Source organism: Nonomuraea sp. WAC 01424, assembly GCF_003947315.1.
Lineage (GTDB): Bacteria > Actinomycetota > Actinomycetes > Streptosporangiales > Streptosporangiaceae > Nonomuraea > Nonomuraea spiralis.
Window position 1 is genome coordinate 430,679 of the sequence record NZ_QHHZ01000007.1, and the last position, 16,427, is coordinate 447,105.

Annotated in this window: 11 protein-coding genes; 10 read left to right on the forward strand and 1 reads right to left on the reverse strand. The window is 72.7% G+C overall.

All coding sequences use genetic code 11. The features are described from left to right. Window positions 1-36: 36 nt before the first annotated feature. The 8 genes from moeZ to DMB42_RS21900 all read left to right on the forward strand — a co-directional run bounded on the left by moeZ (window position 37) and on the right by DMB42_RS21900 (window position 9,037). Complete coding sequence (gene moeZ, locus DMB42_RS21865; RefSeq protein ID WP_125636810.1) at window positions 37-1,218, forward strand: adenylyltransferase/sulfurtransferase MoeZ; 1,182 nt, start codon at window positions 37-39, stop codon at window positions 1,216-1,218. A gap of 46 nt (window positions 1,219-1,264) precedes the next feature. After that, complete coding sequence (locus DMB42_RS21870; protein ID WP_260477842.1) at window positions 1,265-1,987, forward strand: hypothetical protein; 723 nt, start codon at window positions 1,265-1,267, stop codon at window positions 1,985-1,987. Beyond that, on the forward strand, window positions 1,981-3,261 hold the full coding sequence (locus tag DMB42_RS21875) for a S8 family serine peptidase (protein ID WP_125636811.1): 1,281 nt from the start codon (window positions 1,981-1,983) through the stop codon (window positions 3,259-3,261). The genes DMB42_RS21870 and DMB42_RS21875 overlap by 7 nt, the downstream gene beginning before the upstream one ends. Before the next feature lie 56 nt (window positions 3,262-3,317). Further along, the gene (locus DMB42_RS21880) at window positions 3,318-4,217 is read left to right on the forward strand and encodes a hypothetical protein (RefSeq protein ID WP_260477843.1); all 900 of its coding nucleotides are present in this window, start codon (window positions 3,318-3,320) and stop codon (window positions 4,215-4,217) included. After that, window positions 4,193-5,362, forward strand: coding sequence for a S8 family serine peptidase (locus DMB42_RS21885; protein WP_260477844.1), 1,170 nt, complete (start codon window positions 4,193-4,195; stop codon window positions 5,360-5,362). The genes DMB42_RS21880 and DMB42_RS21885 overlap by 25 nt, the downstream gene beginning before the upstream one ends. 56 nt (window positions 5,363-5,418) lie before the next feature. Further along, window positions 5,419-5,778, forward strand: a complete 360-nt coding sequence (locus DMB42_RS21890; RefSeq protein ID WP_125636812.1) for a hypothetical protein — start codon at window positions 5,419-5,421, stop codon at window positions 5,776-5,778. Beyond that, window positions 5,766-6,080 carry an MGMT family protein gene (locus DMB42_RS21895; protein ID WP_125636813.1) on the forward strand — a complete coding sequence of 105 codons (315 nt, stop codon included), beginning with the start codon at window positions 5,766-5,768 and terminating at the stop codon, window positions 6,078-6,080. The genes DMB42_RS21890 and DMB42_RS21895 overlap by 13 nt, the downstream gene beginning before the upstream one ends. 209 nt (window positions 6,081-6,289) lie before the next feature. Beyond that, window positions 6,290-9,037 (forward strand): CDP-glycerol glycerophosphotransferase family protein, encoded by a 2,748-nt coding sequence (locus DMB42_RS21900; RefSeq protein WP_125636814.1) that lies wholly within the window; start codon window positions 6,290-6,292, stop codon window positions 9,035-9,037. A 22-nt stretch (window positions 9,038-9,059) separates the two neighbouring features. Here DMB42_RS21900 and DMB42_RS21905 read toward each other — a convergent pair whose 3' ends face one another. Then, window positions 9,060-9,659: an NUDIX hydrolase gene (locus DMB42_RS21905; protein WP_125636815.1), complete on the reverse strand. Its 600-nt coding sequence runs from the start codon at window positions 9,657-9,659 to the stop codon at window positions 9,060-9,062. Window positions 9,660-9,923: 264 nt separating this feature from the next. Here DMB42_RS21905 and DMB42_RS21910 point away from each other — a divergent pair, with 264 nt between their 5' ends. Both DMB42_RS21910 and DMB42_RS21915 read left to right on the forward strand, forming a co-directional pair. Beyond that, entirely contained in the window at window positions 9,924-13,136 is a 3,213-nt protein-coding gene (locus DMB42_RS21910; RefSeq protein ID WP_260477849.1) for an ATP-dependent DNA helicase, read from the forward strand. Continuing rightward, entirely contained in the window at window positions 13,130-16,390 is a 3,261-nt protein-coding gene (locus tag DMB42_RS21915) for an ATP-dependent DNA helicase (protein ID WP_125636817.1), read from the forward strand. Before DMB42_RS21910 ends, DMB42_RS21915 begins: the two co-directional genes overlap by 7 nt. Window positions 16,391-16,427 lie beyond the last annotated feature (37 nt).

A 16,427-nucleotide genomic window follows, 5' to 3' on the forward strand; every position in this document is an offset into this window, starting at 1 on the left:
CTAGAGATGTGACCCCCTGAAACGGGAGCGTAGAACGTGTCGTTGCCACCGCTGGTCGAGCCGGCCGCAGAGCTGACCGTAGATGAAGTGCGCCGCTACTCGCGCCACCTGATCATTCCCGATGTCGGGATGGCCGGGCAGAAGCGGCTGAAGAACGCCAAGGTGCTGTGTGTGGGCGCCGGGGGCCTGGGCTCTCCGGCCCTGCTGTATCTGGCGGCGGCGGGTGTCGGCACCCTCGGCATCATCGACTTCGACGTGGTCGATGAGTCCAACCTGCAGCGCCAGGTCATCCACGGTCAGTCCGACGTGGGCAGGCTGAAGGCCGAGAGCGCCGCGGCGTCGGTCCGCGAGATCAACCCGCTGGTCGAGGTCGTGATCCACAACGCGACCCTGACCACCGAGAACGTCATGGAGATCTTCTCCGCCTACGACCTCATCGTCGACGGCACGGACAACTTCGCCACCCGCTACATGGTGAACGACGCCGCCGTGCTGCTCGGCAAGCCGTACGTCTGGGGTTCGATCTACCGCTTCGACGGCCAGGCCAGCGTGTTCTGGGCCGAGCACGGGCCCTGCTACCGCTGCCTCTACCCCGAGCCCCCGCCTCCCGGCATGGTGCCGTCGTGCGCCGAGGGCGGCGTGCTCGGCGTGCTGTGCGCGTCGATCGGCTCGATCCAGGTCAACGAGGCCATCAAGCTCCTGACGGGCATCGGCGACCCGCTGGTCGGCCGCCTGATGATCTACGACGCCCTGGAGATGAAGTACCGGGACGTCAAGGTCCGCAAGGACCCCGAGTGCGTGCTGTGCGGCAAGAACCCGACGGTCACCGAGCTGCTCGAGGACTACGAGGCGTTCTGCGGCGCGATCTCCGACGAGGCCGCGCAGGCCGCCAGCGGCTCCACGATCACGGCCCAGGAGCTCAAGTCCATGATGGACAAGGGCGACAACATCTACGTGGTCGACGTCCGTGAGCCCAACGAGTACGAGATCGTCTCCATCCCGGGCGCCACGCTGATCCCCAAGGGCGAGTTCCTCAACGGCTCGGCCCTGGAGAAGCTGCCCCAGGACAGGCGCATCGTGCTCCACTGCAAGTCGGGCGCGCGCTCGGCCGAGGCGCTCGCGATCGTCAAGAACGCGGGCTTCTCCGACGCCGTGCACGTCGGCGGCGGGGTGCTGAGCTGGGTCAAGACCGTGGACCCGAGCCTGCCCAGCTACTGAGGCGTTTTCCCGGGATCATCCCGCCGAGGCGCTTAAGGTCGGTGTCGTGAACCACGCCCGCCCCTGGCCCACCCTGGTGGTCTCCTCCGCGCTGACACTGGTCTGCGCGGTGGCCGCCGGGGTGGCCGGGAGCGCGGCGGGAACCGAGCTGACCCGCGGTCCCAGCGCGGCCGAGCTGCGTACGGCCGCCATCCGCGAGGTCGCCGAACGCTGGCGTTCCTGGCCCGCCGGGCGCGTCTTCCCCGCGGCCCTGCCGTACGCGGCCGAGCAGGGCGGGCAGGAACGCGCCGAGCGCATCGGCATCTCACCCCACACCGGCTGCGGCGCGGAGACCGTCGACGCGAAGGCCGCCAAGGCGCTGCGCGAGGCGGGGTGCAGGGGTGTGCTGCGGGCCACCTACATCGACGCGCTGCGCGGGGTCCTCGTCACCGTGGGCGTGGTGGCGCTGCCCGACGAGTCGCGTGCCGTCCGGGCCAGAGGCGTGTTCGCCGACAACGGCAAGCCCGTGCCCGGCCTGCGGCCGCTGGCCTTCCAGGGCACGGTCGCCGAACGTTTCACGCCGTCCATGCGGCAGGCCGGGTCGGTGCGCCAGGCGGGCCCGTACGTGGTGCTGACCACGGCTGGGCAGGTGGACGGGCGGCCCGCGACCGCGACGGGCGAGTCCCGGCCGGCGATCTTCGCCTTCGCCACCGAGTTGTCCGAACGGGTGCTGCTCGGTCTGAGCACACCCCGGATGCCCGACTGCGCCTCGAAGGAGTGGCGATGCTGAGGCGCGGCGCCGCGACGGCGCTGACCGGGGCGCTGCTCTTCGCCGTCGTGCCTGTTGTGCCCGTGGTGCCCGTCGTGCCCGCTCTGGCCGACGACGCCGACCACGCCGACCACGCCGACGATGCCGGTGGCGCCGACGACGTGCGCGGCGGGCAGCGGGCGGTGATCGAGACGCTCGACCTGCCCACGGCCTGGCGTACCAGCAAGGGCGCCGGGGTGACGGTGGCCGTGCTCGACTCCGGGGTCGATCCGGACCACCGCGACCTGGCCGGCTCGGTGACCGTGGGCCGCGACTTCACCGAGGGCGCCAACCCGCCCGGGGTCGGTCCGCTGCGGCTGCACGGCACGTACATGGCCTCGCTGATCGCCGGGCACGGCCACGGGCCCGGCGGGAAGAAGGGTGTCATCGGCGTCGCGCCCGAGGCCGGCGTACTGTCGGTGAGGGTCATCCTGGAGGACGAGGAGCCGGGGTTCAGGGAGTTCAACTCGGCCGAACGCTTCGAGAACGTGGTGGCCAGGGGCATTCGCTACGCGGTCGACGAGGGGGCGGACGTCATCAACATGTCGATCTCCAAGGAACTCGCCACCAGGGAGGAACGGGCGGCCATCCGGTACGCCATCTCCAAGGGCGTCGTGCTGGTGGCCGCGGCCGGCAACGACGGCGACAGGAAGACCGGCGGGGACTTCGCGCCCTACTCCTACCCGGCCTCCTTCCCCGGCGTGGTGTCGGTGGGGGCGACCGACCGGCGGCTGCGGCGGGCCACGTTCTCCAACTGGAACTCCTCGGTGCTGGTGGCCGCGCCGGGCGTGGACATCATGGGCGCGGGGCCCGGCGACGAGTACTGGGTCGGCAGGGGCACCTCGCAGGCCACCGCGCTCGTCTCGGGGGTGGCCGCCCTCATCAAGGCCAGGTTCCCGCGGATGTCGCCGCCGCTGGTGGTCCAGGCGCTCGCCGACAGCGCCGACGACCGCCCGCCGGGCGGCTACGACACCGGCACCGGGTTCGGCGTCGTCAACGCCGCGCGGGCCCTGTCCGAGGCCGCCCGCCTGGCCACGCACACCGAGACCGCGACCGGCCCGCAGGCGCTGGCCGCCGACGTGCTGGTGGCGGGCGGCCCGGCCGGGCCCATCAGGGTCACCACGAGGGACCACCGGCGCGTGACGGTCTACGCGGCCGTCGCCGCCGCGGCGGCCGCCGGGGCGCTCGCGTCGCTGGGAGTCATCTTCTTCCTGGTCAGGCGCGTACGGCGGGACCACAGCTCACAAGACGCATGATCCGCCTCCTAACGGGGACGAATGAGACAGGGACCGATCGCGGGAACGAGGCCAGGTTGAAGGCACGTAGGTCGACCTCAGGGCTACCGCGCGCCGACGAGGCCACACCGGGGCGGAGCAACCCGCTCGGGGCGTCCACCGGCCGCCGGTCCCGCGTGCGCGCCTGGCCGGGGGCCAACTCCCGGACGCGCGCCGCGGCCAAGGAACGCGCCGAGATGGTCACGCTCCAGCAGGGCATCCGCTTTCGGCGCATCTTCGTCATGCTGGTCGGTGCCGTCGTGGCCGTGTCGGCCCTCGTGGTGCTGCTGGGCACGATCGGGCTGCTGAACGAGACCCGCTCCCGCCCGCTGACCCCGGCCGAGCAGAACACGTACAAGCAGGAGGAGATCGCCCGGCGCTGGCAGGCGTGGCCGGCCACGGGCGTCTTCCCGGAAGAGGTCAAGTACCTCGGGCTGGACCGGGCCCAGCAGTACGCCAGGCGGGTCGGCATCGCCCCCGAGACCGCGTGCGGCAAGGCCGTGGACGCCTCCGTCGCCGGGCTCCTGGACAGCCACGGGTGCGTCACGATGTTGCGCGCCACGTACGTCGACCAGACGTCCACCTTCGTGATCACCGTCGGCGTGGCCGTGCTGAAGGACGAGGAGTCCAGGGTGTCGGCGAGCGAGCAACTGGGCCAGGACGACCGCGTGGGCGTGCTGCCCGTGGCCTTCCCCGGCACCGTGACCGAACGGTTCGGCACCGAGCAGCGCCAGCGCACCGGCTGGGTGGGCGCGGGGCCGTACATCGTCTTCTCCACCGCCGGGTACGCCGACGGGCGCACCAGGGCCGCCGTCCCGCCGGAGGAGATCCTGCACAGCGAGCTGTGGCCGGCGGCCAAGTCCATCGGCAACCAGATCGCCTACTTCCTGGCGGATCCCCCCAAGGTCCCGCCGTGCACGCAGGGGAACGTGTGCTGACCGCCGTACGGGCGCTCACGGCCACGCTGCTCGTGCTCCTCGGGCCCACGGCCTCCCCGGTCAGGGACGAACAACAATGGGTGCTGGACGCGCTCAACGTCGAGCAGGCGTGGAACGTGACCAAGGGCAAGGGCGTCACGGTCGCCGTCGTGGACAGCGCGGTGGACACCGGGATCAGGGAGCTGAAGGGCCGGGTGACGGCCGGGCCCGACATGAGCTCGGGCGCGGTGGCCCGCGAGGTGCGGCCCGGCCGCCACGGCACCGCCATGGCCGCGTTGATCGCCGGGTCCGGCGCGGACGACGGGCTGATCGGCGTCGCGCCCGAGTCGCGCATCCTGTCGCTGCCCCTGGCCACCGACGACGAGCCGGACCTCGACCTGGTGCCGCCCCAGGACATCCAGTCGCCCGAGAGCTCGCTGGCCCGTGCCCTGCGGTACGCGGCCAACCACGGCGCCCAGGTCGTCAGCATGTCGATCGGTTCCTACGGCCCGGTCAGGTCCGAACGCGAGGCGGTGTCGTACGCGCTGGGCAAGGGCGTCGTGCTGGTGGCGGCCGTGGGCAACGACGGCCAGACGCCGTACGCCAAGGAGAAGGGCACCTCGTTCTGGAGTTTCCCGGCCGGGTACTCGGGGGTGATCGGCGTCGCGGCGACCGACAAGCAGGGCAGGAAGGCCACGTTCAGCAGCGACAACCTGTCCGTCCTCGTCGGCGCGCCGGGCGTTGAGGTGCCCGTGGTCAAGCGTCCCAAGGGCTACGAGCTGTCCGACGGCACCAGCTCGGCCGCCGCGCTCGTTGCCGGGGTGGCCGCGCTGATCAAGTCGCGATACCCGCAGTTGCCGCCCGAGCAGGTGGCCCAGGCGCTCGCCTCCAGCGCGCGCGGCCGTCCCGCCGCCGGCTACGACGACAACACCGGGTTCGGTGTGGTGGACGCGGCCGCTGCGCTCAACGCCGCCGACCGGCTGACCGGGCAGCAGCGCAGCGTGGCCGCGTCCGGGAAGGACCACTTCGGCCAGGGCGAGGACTCCCCGGTGCCCACCCGTCCCGGGCCCGATCCGTGGCGGTTGTGGCTGTACGGAGGGGGTGTGCTGGTCGCGCTGGTGACCTTCTGCGGGGCGATCATTGTCCTCAATCAACGCAAGACGTGATGAACCGCCCGTACTTCGTCCGCGTGGACGGTAAAGATCCGCTATGGTCGCGCGTCATGGGATACGAGCTGCGGGTGGTGCGCGAATCGCCACTCGCCTTCGCGGAGCTGGCGAAGGCCATCGCGCCGGCAGGTTTTGAGCTGCGCGGATCTGAGGAGATCGTGGCCGGACACGGCGGCGGCAGGCACACGGTGGCGCGCTGGCAGGGCCAGGTCGTCGGCGAGCCCGGCTCCGACTGGCAGGTGGCCCAGCTCCTGCGGCTGTCCGCCGCACTGGGCGCGCGCCTGGTGGGCGAGGACGGCGAGGTCTACGCCGTACGCGACGGCGTGATCGAGGTGCTGTCCGGCGGCACGGCGATGGAGATCGGCAAGTTCGACGAGATCATCGACGCGGGCCCGGCCGCATGGACCCCCTGAACCCCTTCGCCGAACGCGTGCTCGACCTGGTCGAGCGCATCCCGCCCGGCAAGGTCATGGCCTACGGCGACATCGCCGAATACCTGGGCGAGGGCGGCCCCCGCCAGGTGGGCAAGGTGATGTCCACCTGGGGCGGCGGCGTTCCCTGGTGGCGGGTCGTGCACGCGGACGGCAGCGCCGCCGCCCCCGACCACCTGCGACGATGCCTGACCCACTGGCGCGAGGAAGGCACCCCGCTGCGCGGCGAACGCGCCGACATGCGCCAGGCGCGCTGGGACGGGCGTTCAGCCGATTTTCAGTAAGGGGCCTGACCTGCGGTTTCCCCATTGGGGCGATTCTGTGACATGTGACTCCCATTACCATGGGCAGAACACTGACAGGCGGCCCGAAAGGCGGTGCCTCCCCGATGGCCACCGGCGTCACAGCCCAGAGCCACAGCGGCGACGCGGTCGCCGACCGCCTCAAGGCTGTCCATGATCTTTGCGATCGTGGCGAGCCTCTTGAGGCCGTCATGCGCGCCGTCGGGCCCGGCGGCCGCGATGCCGCGTTCGACACCGAGGTGCTCAGCGGGCCTCTGGGCTCGCGCATCGACCTCGCGGTCAAGCGCGGCCCGGCGCGGCGCCGCGAGCTGCTCACCCTGGTTCGTCCCTATCTGGCCGGCGTGGCCGCGGAGGTCAAGCGTGACCTGCCCGTCGCCCGCCGCGTCATCTGCCACCTGATCGAGCACCGGCCCGACGACGAGCTGGTCGACGGCGAGACGCTGGTCAAGGTCGTGACCGCGGCCGCCGAGCCGTCCAAGCGCATCCGCAAGGGCCTGAGCTGGTACGCCGACCTGCCCTTCCGCGACGAGCTGCCGCCCGACCTCTACCGGCTGCGCCGCGCCGACCTGGTGCCGGTGACCCACATCGACGACATCGTGTGGGTCGACGGCAGGCTGCGCGTCACCGGTTTCGCCTACCTGGCGGGGTTGTCGGTGCGCAGCCGCCGGTTCAACCGGGCGACCGTGGTGCTGCGCGGGCCGCGCTGGTTGCCGCCGATCCGCATGCGTACCAAGCGGGTGCTCGCCCCCGAGGCCACCCACGGGGCGCGCGAGCCCGGCTGCAACTACGACTGGTCCGGTTTCTCCGCCGAGCTGAGCCCGTGGCCGCTGCGCTGGCGCGGGGCCGTGCGGGGCGTGGTCCACGCCGTACGGCGGCGGTTGCGCCACCGTCCAGGCGTGCCCGACGCGACGACATGGCGGGCCGAGATCGTCTTCTGGAGTCGGGGCGCGCGGGCGACCGGCCTGCTGCGCGGCTCGGCGATCGGCCGGCCCGAGCGGCCTGCCGGGCTCAAGCTGCGGCCCGGCTGGTGGGTGCGTCCCGTCTGGACGTCCGACCGCGCGCTGCAGATCGTGCTCCAGCCCAACAGGGCCGAGCTCACCGGCGTGTCGGTCCAGGACGAGCGCCTCGAACTCAAGATCTTCCTGCCCGGCCGCACGGTGACCAAGGGTCACGCCAGGCTGGGCGGCCATCGCATCGCCGCCGACTTCACGCCGTCCGGCGGCGGCACCGAGGTGCTGATCGGCCTCGCCGTGCCCGCGCTGCTCCAGGAGAAGGACGGCCGGCGGTTGTGGGTCGAGCCCAAGGGCGACCCGGCGGCCTCCGTCATGCTCGCCGACCTGGTCGAGACGCGCACTCCGGTGGGCGACCGGGAGATCACCGTGCTCGGCGACCGGCGCGACCGGGTCGTGGTCTCGGCCCACCGCATCCGGCCGGCCATCACCTCCGCGGTCTGGGAGGGCTCCACGCTGGTCCTGCGCGGCAACTACCCCGACGCGCCGGGCCCCCGGGTGCTGACGCTGCGCCACCGGTCCGGGTTGTCGTACTCGCTGCCCATGGAGCGTTCTGGCGACGACTTCTCCGTACGGGTGATGCCCGCGTCGATGGACCGCTTCGGCGAGTCCGTACCGCTGTCCTCGGGTACGTGGAACATGTCCTTCCGGCACCCGTCCGGGGAGATCGTGCCGTTCCGCATGGACCACGCCGCCCTGCCGGGGCTCGACGAGGAGCCGCGTACGGTCGACAGCCGGGCGTACCGGATGATCTCCACCCGGTTCGACGTGCCGGTGATCACGGTCGAGGAGGAGCGTCCCAACGACGAGCGGGGCGTGGCCGGCACCCACGTGCTGCGCCGCGTCTTCTACCCGGCCCAGCGCAGCGAGCCGCTGCACGACGCGACCGTCTACGTCGTCAACGACGGCCGGCTCTACGCCGACAGCGTGCGCGCGATCTACGAGGAGCGGCTGCGCAGGGGCGACGACCGCGAGCACATCTGGGTCGTCAAGGACGCCGCGTTCGTGCCGCCGGGCGGCGCGCGGGCCGTGCGCGCGGGCAGCCGCGAGCACCACGCCGCGCTGGCCCGCTCCAGCCACATCGTCACCAACTCCTTCCTGCCCGCCTGGTTCCGCGCCCGCGAGGACCAGGTCGTGCTGCAGACCTGGCACGGCACCCCGGCCAAGCGCATCGGCAACGACCAGCCCCACATGGCCCGCGACCCCCGGCCGCCGATCTGGCACCGGCAGGCGGCCGAGGTGCGCGGCTGGGACGTGCTGCTGTCGCAGTCGCCGTGGGCCACCACCGTGCTGCGCAGGGCCTTCGGCTACAAGGGCGAGATCCTGGAGAGCGGCCTGCCGAGGAACGACGTGCTCGCCTCGCCCGAGCGCGAGACTCTGGCCGCCGCGGTGCGCGACCAGCTCGGGCTGGTCGAGGGCAAGCGGGTGGTGCTCTACGCGCCGACCTGGCGCGACTACGACCGCAAGAACGCCATGGTCAAGCTCGACCTGGCCAAGGCCCGCGAGGCCCTGGGAGCCGACCACGAGATCCTGGTACGGGCCCACCCGATGCAGGCCATGCCCGCCGTCCCCGACATCGCTCACGACGTCACGACTTATCCGGACATGGCCGATCTGCTGCTCGTCGCGGACGTCCTCGTGACCGACTACTCCTCGGTCATGTTCGACTTCGCCGCCACCGGCAAGCCCATCGTCTTCTACGGCTACGACCTGGCGAAGTACGCCTCCAAGCGGGGGATGTACATCGACCTGCCCGAGCAGGCGCCCGGTCCGGTGTTGCCGACGTCGGCGGAGGTGATCGACGCGCTGCGTTCCATCGACGAGGTGGCCGCCGCGCACGCCGACCGCTACGAGGCGTTCCGCGCCACGTTCGCGCCCAAGGACGACGGCAAGGCGACGGCCCGCGTGGTCGACCACCTGTTCTCCTGAGCCCTGCTCTCCCGAGCGGGGCTCAGCGGTCGATCGGCAGGTCCGACAGCAGGAAGGGCTTGGCGGGGTCGTACCCGAAGGGGCGCGGCGCGGCGGGAGGCCGCTCCACGAGCAGGTAGAGCAGCACCGACAGCGTCGTGCCGCACACGATCTCGCCGGCGTCGACCAGGCGCCGGATGCCCGACAGGGGCACCCACTCGATCCGCTCGGCCTCCCACGGGTCGGTGGGCGGGCCGATGTGGGTGGCCGAGTCGGCGCGGTAGACGTGGTTGAGGCTGTCGGTGAAGCCGTTGGTGGGCTGGATGGACAGCAGCGGGCGCAGCGGGCCGGGGCGCCAGCCGGTCTCCTCCTCGACCTCCCGGGCGGCCGCGACCATCGGCATCTCGCCCTCGTCGACCTGGCCGATCGGGATCTCCCAGCCCCAGCTGTCGGTGATGAAGCGGTGGCGCCAGATGAGCAGCACCCTGTCCTGGTCGTCGGTGACGACGGCGCCCGCACCCGGCGCGGTGCGGACGAGCCGATGATCGAGATGGCGCCCGTCGGGCAGCTCCACATCCGCGATCCGGATGTCCAGCCACTGGTCGGCGTAGAGCGACGTTTCGGAGTGGACCTGCCAGCGCATGTGACCAACCCCCAGCAGAGGCACGGGTATCAACCCAACGTTACAGGAGCCCACTCTCCGTACGGGCGGGAATCGTACTGATCCTTAGCGCTCCTGGGGGCGGCGGAACGCCGACGGCGAACATCCGGCCCGGCGTGTCGCACGATATTCGGATATTTGCCTCGATACGGTGGGCGGATCGCACGGGAGACCGGGCAAGACGGCACGATCTGTCCCTGTGGTCTGGTGGAATCTAGTGCTGTGAGTGGTCAGACCTGGCGGTTGGTGCGGCGTGGCAGCGGGAGCCCTGTTGGGCCTCCTGCGCTGGATGAACACCAGCGTGCCGTGGTCGAGCACCGGAGCGGCCCCCTCCTCGTCCTCGCGGGCCCGGGCACGGGCAAGACGACGACGATCGTCGAGAGCGTGGTCGAGCGTATCGAACGGCGCGGGGTAGATCCCGAGCGGGTGCTCATCCTCACCTTCAGCCGCAAGGCCGCCGAGGAGCTGCGTCAGCGCGTCACCGGCCGGCTGCGGCGCACCACCCGCTCGCCCCTGGCGCTGACCTTCCACTCCTATGCGTACGCGCTCCTGCGCCGCGAGTCCGTGCTGGAGGGCAAGGCGCCGCCGCGCCTGCTGACCGGCCCCGAGCAGTTGCTGGAGATCCGGCGGCTGCTCCACGGCGAGCTGGAGCACGGTGGGCTCGACTGGCCGCAGTCGCTGCGCGAGGCGCTCAAGACCCGCGGGTTCGCCGAGGAGGTGCGCGACTTCCTGTCCAGGGCCGCCGAGCGCGGCCTCGACGGCGAGCGGCTGATCGCGCTCGGCCGGCGACACGGCAGGAGCGACTGGATCGCCACCGGCCGGTTCTACGAGCGCTACCAGGACCGGTTCGACCTCGACCCCGAGGAGACCTACGACTACGCCGAGCTGATCGGAGCCGCCTCGGCGCTGCTGACCAGGCCCGAGGTGCGCGAACGCGAGCGGGCCGCGCACGACGTGGTGTTCGTGGACGAGTACCAGGACACCGACCCGGCGCAGGAGTACCTGCTCACCCAGCTCGCCGGCGACGGGCGCGACCTGGTCGCGGTGGGCGACCCCGACCAGTCGATCTACGGGTTCCGGGGCGCCGACGTCCACGGGATCATGCAGTTCCCCGAGCGGTTCAGGACGCTCGGCGGGCGGGAGGCGCCGGTGCTGGCGCTGCGCGTCTGCCGCCGGAGCGGGGCCGACCTGCTGGAGGCCACCCGCCGGGTCGCCGCCCGCCTGCCGATCGCCCCGGCCCCCGACCACGACCAGCGCCACGGCCACCGCGACCTGGTCCCGCTGCCCGACACCGTCCCCGGCGACGCGCGGGTCCTGCTGGCCGACAGCACCAGCCAGGAGGCGGCGATCGTCGCCGACACGCTCCGGCGGGCCCACCTGATCGAGGGGGTGCCGTGGCACCGCATGGCGGTGCTGGTGCGTTCGGCCAAGCGCCAGGTGCCGTTGCTGCGGCGGGCGCTGGTCAACGCCGGGGTGCCGACGATGATCGCCGGTGACGAGGTGCCGATCGCCCAGGAGCCGGGGGTGCGGCCGCTGCTCACGATGTTGCGGGTGGCGCTCGACCCGGCCCAGCTCGACGAGGGGGTGGCCGAGGAGCTGCTGACGGGCCCGCTCGGCGGCACGGACATGATCGGCGTACGCCGCCTCCGCCGGGCCCTCAAGATCGCCGAGAACGAGGCCGTCGCCGCGACGTCCGCCGAGGACGACCCGCCGCCCGCGGGGGAGCCGGAGGAGGAGGCTACGGGGCGCGGGCCGGGGGAGGCGCGGTCGTCCGGCGAGCTGCTGGTGGCGGCCGTCCAGGACGCGCGGGAGCTCACCCGCGTCGAGCCGCACGTCGCACTCCCCGCCGAACGCGTCGCCAAGCTGCTCGCCGTCGCCCGCGAGGCCGCGGCCCAGGAGGGCACCGCGGAAGACCTCCTGTGGGCGGTCTGGCACGCCAGCGGCCTGGCCGGGCGCTGGACCGACCAGAGCCTGTCCGGCGGCATCCGCGGCGCGCAGGCCGACCGCGACCTCGACGCGGTGGTGGCGCTGTTCGACCACGCGGCCAAGTTCGTCGACCGCATGCCCAAGGCGGGCCCCGAGGTGTTCCTGGACAACCTGGCCGCCCAGGAGATCCCGGGCGACACGCTGGCCGACCGCGCGCCCGACGGCGACGCGGTGCGGGTGCTGACGGCCCACCGCTCCAAGGGCCTCGAATGGGACATCGTGGTGGTGGCGGGCGTACAGGAGGGGGTCTGGCCGGACCTGCGGCTGCGCGGGTCGCTGCTGGGCGCCGACGACCTGGTCGAGGTGGTCGAGGGGGCCGAGCCGAGCGCCGCGTCGCTGGCCTCCAAGCTGCTGGCCGAGGAACGCAGGCTGTTCTACGTCGCCGCCACCCGGGCCCGGCGCAGGCTGGTGGTCACGGCGGTGGGCGGCGAGGACACCGACGAGCGGCCCTCCCGGTTCCTGTCGGAGCTGATGCCGGGCGAGGTCGAGTCGGCGACGGTCGACGACCGGGCGCGCTGGCTGACCATGTCGGCGCTGGTCGCCGACCTCCGCAGCGCGGTGACCGACCCGACCAGACCGGCCAAGGTACGCCGCCGTGCCGCGCGGCAGCTCGCCCGCCTGGCCGCCGCCGGGGTCCAGGGCGCCCACCCCAACGACTGGTACGCCCTCACCCCCATCACCGACGACCGCCCGCTGAGCTGGCCGGACGACATCGTCAACATCTCCCCGTCCGCGGTCGAGAGCTTCACCAAGTGCGGCCTGCGCTGGCTGCTGGAGACGGCGGTCGGCGCCGCGGGCACCAGCACCGCCCAGGGCCTCGGCAACGTCATCCACGCCCTCGCCATGCTGGCCGCCACCGATCTGCCCAGCGAAGACCTGCTGGGCGAGCGGCTCGACCAGGTCTGGAACGAGCTCGACTTCGGCGGCGTCTGGTACAACCGCAAGCAGCGCCAGGTCGCCGAGCAGATGATCGGCAAGTTCCTGCGCTGGCAGAAGGACAACCCGCGCGAGCTGGTCGCCATCGAGGAGTCGTTCGTCGCCATGGTCACCGAGGGCGTGCAGATCAAGGGCCGGGTCGACCGCGTCCAGCGGGACGACGACGGCCGGGCGGTGATCATCGACCTCAAGACCGGCGGCTCCAAACCGAAGGCGGGCGAGCTCGACCGGCATCCGCAGCTCGGCGTCTACCAGCTCGCCGCGCTGCTGGGCGCGTTCGCCAGGCACGGCATGACCGAGCCCGGCGGCGCGGCGCTGGTCCAGCTCGGCAAGGCGGCCGGCAAGAACGCCGCCACCGAGCAGAGCCAGGGCGCGCTGGCCGACGACAAGAACCCCGGCTGGGCCGCCGACCTGGTCGACACCGTCGCGACGGGCATGTCCGGCCCGTTCTTCCAGGCCAAGGTGAACGACGGCTGCCGCACGTGCGCGGCGCGGGCGAGCTGCCCGGTCAACGACAACGGGGGCCAGGTGTGCTGAACCCGGTCGAACTGGCCGACAAGCTCGGCATCCTGCCGCCGACGGGCGAGCAGGCGGCGGTCATCGAGGCCCCGCTCGAACCAATGGTGGTCATGGCGGGCGCGGGCTCGGGCAAGAGCGAGACGATGGCCGGCCGCGTGGTCTGGCTGGTGGCCAACGGCCTGGTCAAACCGGAGAACGTGCTCGGCCTGACGTTCACCCGCAAGGCCGCCGCCGAGCTGGCCGTGCGCGTCAGGGAACGCCTGGCCGGGCTCGCCGAGGCCGGCCTGGTCGCGCCGGGCGCGCTCGACAACGAGCCGACCGTCTCCACCTACCACGCCTACGCCGCCCGCCTGGTCACCGACCACGCCCTGCGCGAGGCGCTCGAACCCACCATGCGCCTGGTCACCCCGGCGGTGTCGTGGCAGCTCGCCTCGCGGGTGGTGGCCCTGTACGACGGCCCGATGGACAAGATCGAGCTGGGCCCGCCGTCGGTCACGGCCGCCCTGCTCGAACTCGCCGGCGAGCTGTCGGAGCACCTGCGCACCCCCGGCGACGTACGACGGATGGGCGACTGGCTGGAGGCCCGGCTGGCCGCGCTGCCCGGCCGTACGACGGTCGCCCAGCGCAAGCCGGTCGGCGTCCAGGCGGCCAGGGAGCAGTTGTTGCCGCTGGTGGAGGCGTACGAACGGCTCAAGCGCCGGCGCGAGGTCATCGACTACGGCGACCAGATGTCGCTGGCCGCCCGGATCGCCGCCAACCACAAGGAAGTGGGCGAGATCGAACGGTCGCGTTACTCGGTGGTCCTGCTCGACGAATACCAGGACACCAGCCACGCCCAGCTCGTCCTGCTGCGTTCCCTCTACGGCGGCGGCCATCCGGTCACCGCCGTGGGCGACCCCTGCCAGTCCATCTACGGCTGGCGCGGCGCCTCCGCGGGCAACCTGCGCCGCTTCCCCCGCGACTTCCGCACCCGCGCCGGCGAGGAGGCTCCGGTCCGCCAGCTCAGCGTCAGCTTCCGCAACGGCGACCGGGTGCTCGACGTCGCCGCCCGCGTCCAGCTCCCGCTGCGCATGGAGGCCCGCGAGGTCCCCGTCCTGGTGCCGGGGCCCAACCGGATCGACCGGGGCCGCGTCACCTGCGCCTTCCACGAGACCGCCGAGGACGAAGCCAGGTGGATCGCCGACGGCGTCGCCCGGATCCTCGGCCAGGAGAGCGCGCCCGACGGCCTGCCGTGGGGCGAGAAGGAGCGCAAGAAGACGCTCGCCGTCCAGCCCCAGGACGTCGCGATCCTGGCCCGCAAACGTTCGCAGTTCCCCGCGTTGCGCAAGGCGCTGGAAGACCGTGACATCCCGGTCGAGGTGGTCGGCCTGGGCGGCCTGCTGACCGTGCCCGAGGTCAACGACATCGTGGCGACCCTGCGCGTGCTCTACGACGCGACCTCCGGCGACGCGCTGGCCAGGCTGCTGGCCGGGCCGCGCTGGCGGATCGGGCCGGCCGACCTGCGGGTGCTGGGGGAGTACGCCAGAGAGCTGGCCCGCGAGCTGAGCGAGAGCCACCGGGCCGACGACCCGCTCGACCAGGTGGTCGCCGACCTGGCCGAGGAACGCGGCAGCCTGGTCGACGCGCTCGACGAGCTGCCCGACCGGGCCGAGTGGCTGGAGTCGTTCTCGCCGCTGGCCCGTACGCGGCTGGTCGCGCTCGCCCAGGAGCTGCGCCACCTGCGCGGCCACACCGCTCAGCCGCTGCCCGACCTGGTCACCGAGGTCGAACGCCGGCTCGGCCTCGACATCGAGGTGGCCGCCCGCAGCGGCACGGCCGGGGCGTTCGCCGCGCGGGCCGACCTCGACGCCTTCATCGACGCGGCGTCCAGGTTCGCCGGCGACGCCGAGGATCCGACGCTGGGCGCGTTCCTGGCCTATCTCCAGGCGGCCGAGAGCGAGGAGTTCGGGCTGGAGGCGGGCCGGGTCGGTGAGAGCAACAGCGTCAAGCTGATGACCGTCCACGCCTCCAAGGGCCTGGAGTGGCCGATCGTGGTCGTGCCCGGCCTGTCGCAGCTCGTCAGCTCCAAGGGCACGATCGCGACGGGCAGCGTGTTCCCCGCCACGCCGGTGATGAACAGCCGCTGGACCGACAACCCGCGCAAACTGCCCTACCCGCTGCGCGGCGACGCCGCCGACCTGCCCCGGCTGGGCGGGCTGGGCAAGGACGAGCTGGCCGCCTTCGACGAGCAGTGCCGCGAGCGCGACCTGATGGAGGAGCGGCGGCTGGCGTACGTGGCGGTCACCCGCGCCCACTACCACCTCATCGCCTCCGGCTACCGCTGGGGCACCGCCACCAAGCCGCTGGAGCCGTCGGAGTTCCTGCTGGAGATCCGCGACCAGGCCGACCGGGTGTCCCACTGGGCCGACGACGTCGCCGAGGGCGCCACGAACCCGCTGCTCGCCGAGCCCGCCGAGGCCATCTGGCCGGTCACCCCCGAGGGCCTGCGCTACGAGTCCGTGCTCGACGGGGCCAGGCTGGTCGAGGACGCCCTGTCCGGCAACCTCGCCGACGAGGACGACGAGCCGCTGCGCTCGTTCGAGGAGGAACGCCTGCGCGCCTGGGACCGCGACACCGACCTGCTGCTGCGCGAGCGCGAGCTCAACCGGCGCAGGCCCGCCACCACCGTCGAGCTGCCGTCCAAGCTGACCGTCTCGTCGCTGGTCACGCTGGCCACCGATCCCCGCGAGCTGGCCCGCAGGATCCGCCGTCCGGTCCCGCGCAAGCCCGCGCCGCTCGCCCGCCGCGGCACGTCGTTCCACAAGTGGCTGGAGAGCCGCTGGGACCAGCAGCGGCTGATCGACGACTTCGAGCTCAACCCGCTGGACGAGCCGGAGGAGGCCGACGTGCGGCTGGCCGACCTGCAGGAGCGGTTCGAGGAGAGCGAGTGGGCCGACCGGCGGCCGGTCGACCTGGAGGTGCCGTTCGAGACCATGATCGCCGACCGGCTGGTGCGCGGGCGGATGGACGCCGTCTTCGAGCGGCCCGACGGCGGTTACGAGGTCGTCGACTGGAAGACCGGCGTACCGCCCAGGGGGAAGGCGGCCAGGACGGCGTCCGTGCAGCTGGCCGCGTACCGGCTGGCGTGGTCGCACCTGGCGGGGGTGCCGCTGGAGAAGGTGAGCGCGGCCTTCCACTACGTACGCGCCAACAGGACCGTACGCCCGGTCGACCTGCTCGACGCCGACGGGCTGGTCGCGCTCGTCGAGGCGGTGCCGGCCGCGGAGTCGTAGCGCCGCGACACCCTAATCGGCTGCTAAGCACGAGGTC

Coding starts and splice junctions, on each gene's coding strand:
- DMB42_RS21875 (WP_125636811.1), top strand. CDS start 1,981: ATGCTGAGGCGCGGCGCCGCGACGGCGCTGACCGGGGCGCTGCTCTTC.
- DMB42_RS21890 (WP_125636812.1), top strand. CDS start 5,419: ATGGGATACGAGCTGCGGGTGGTGCGCGAATCGCCACTCGCCTTCGCG.
- DMB42_RS21895 (WP_125636813.1), top strand. CDS start 5,766: ATGGACCCCCTGAACCCCTTCGCCGAACGCGTGCTCGACCTGGTCGAG.
- DMB42_RS21900 (WP_125636814.1), top strand. CDS start 6,290: ATGCGCGCCGTCGGGCCCGGCGGCCGCGATGCCGCGTTCGACACCGAG.
- DMB42_RS21905 (WP_125636815.1), bottom strand. CDS start 9,659: ATGCGCTGGCAGGTCCACTCCGAAACGTCGCTCTACGCCGACCAGTGG.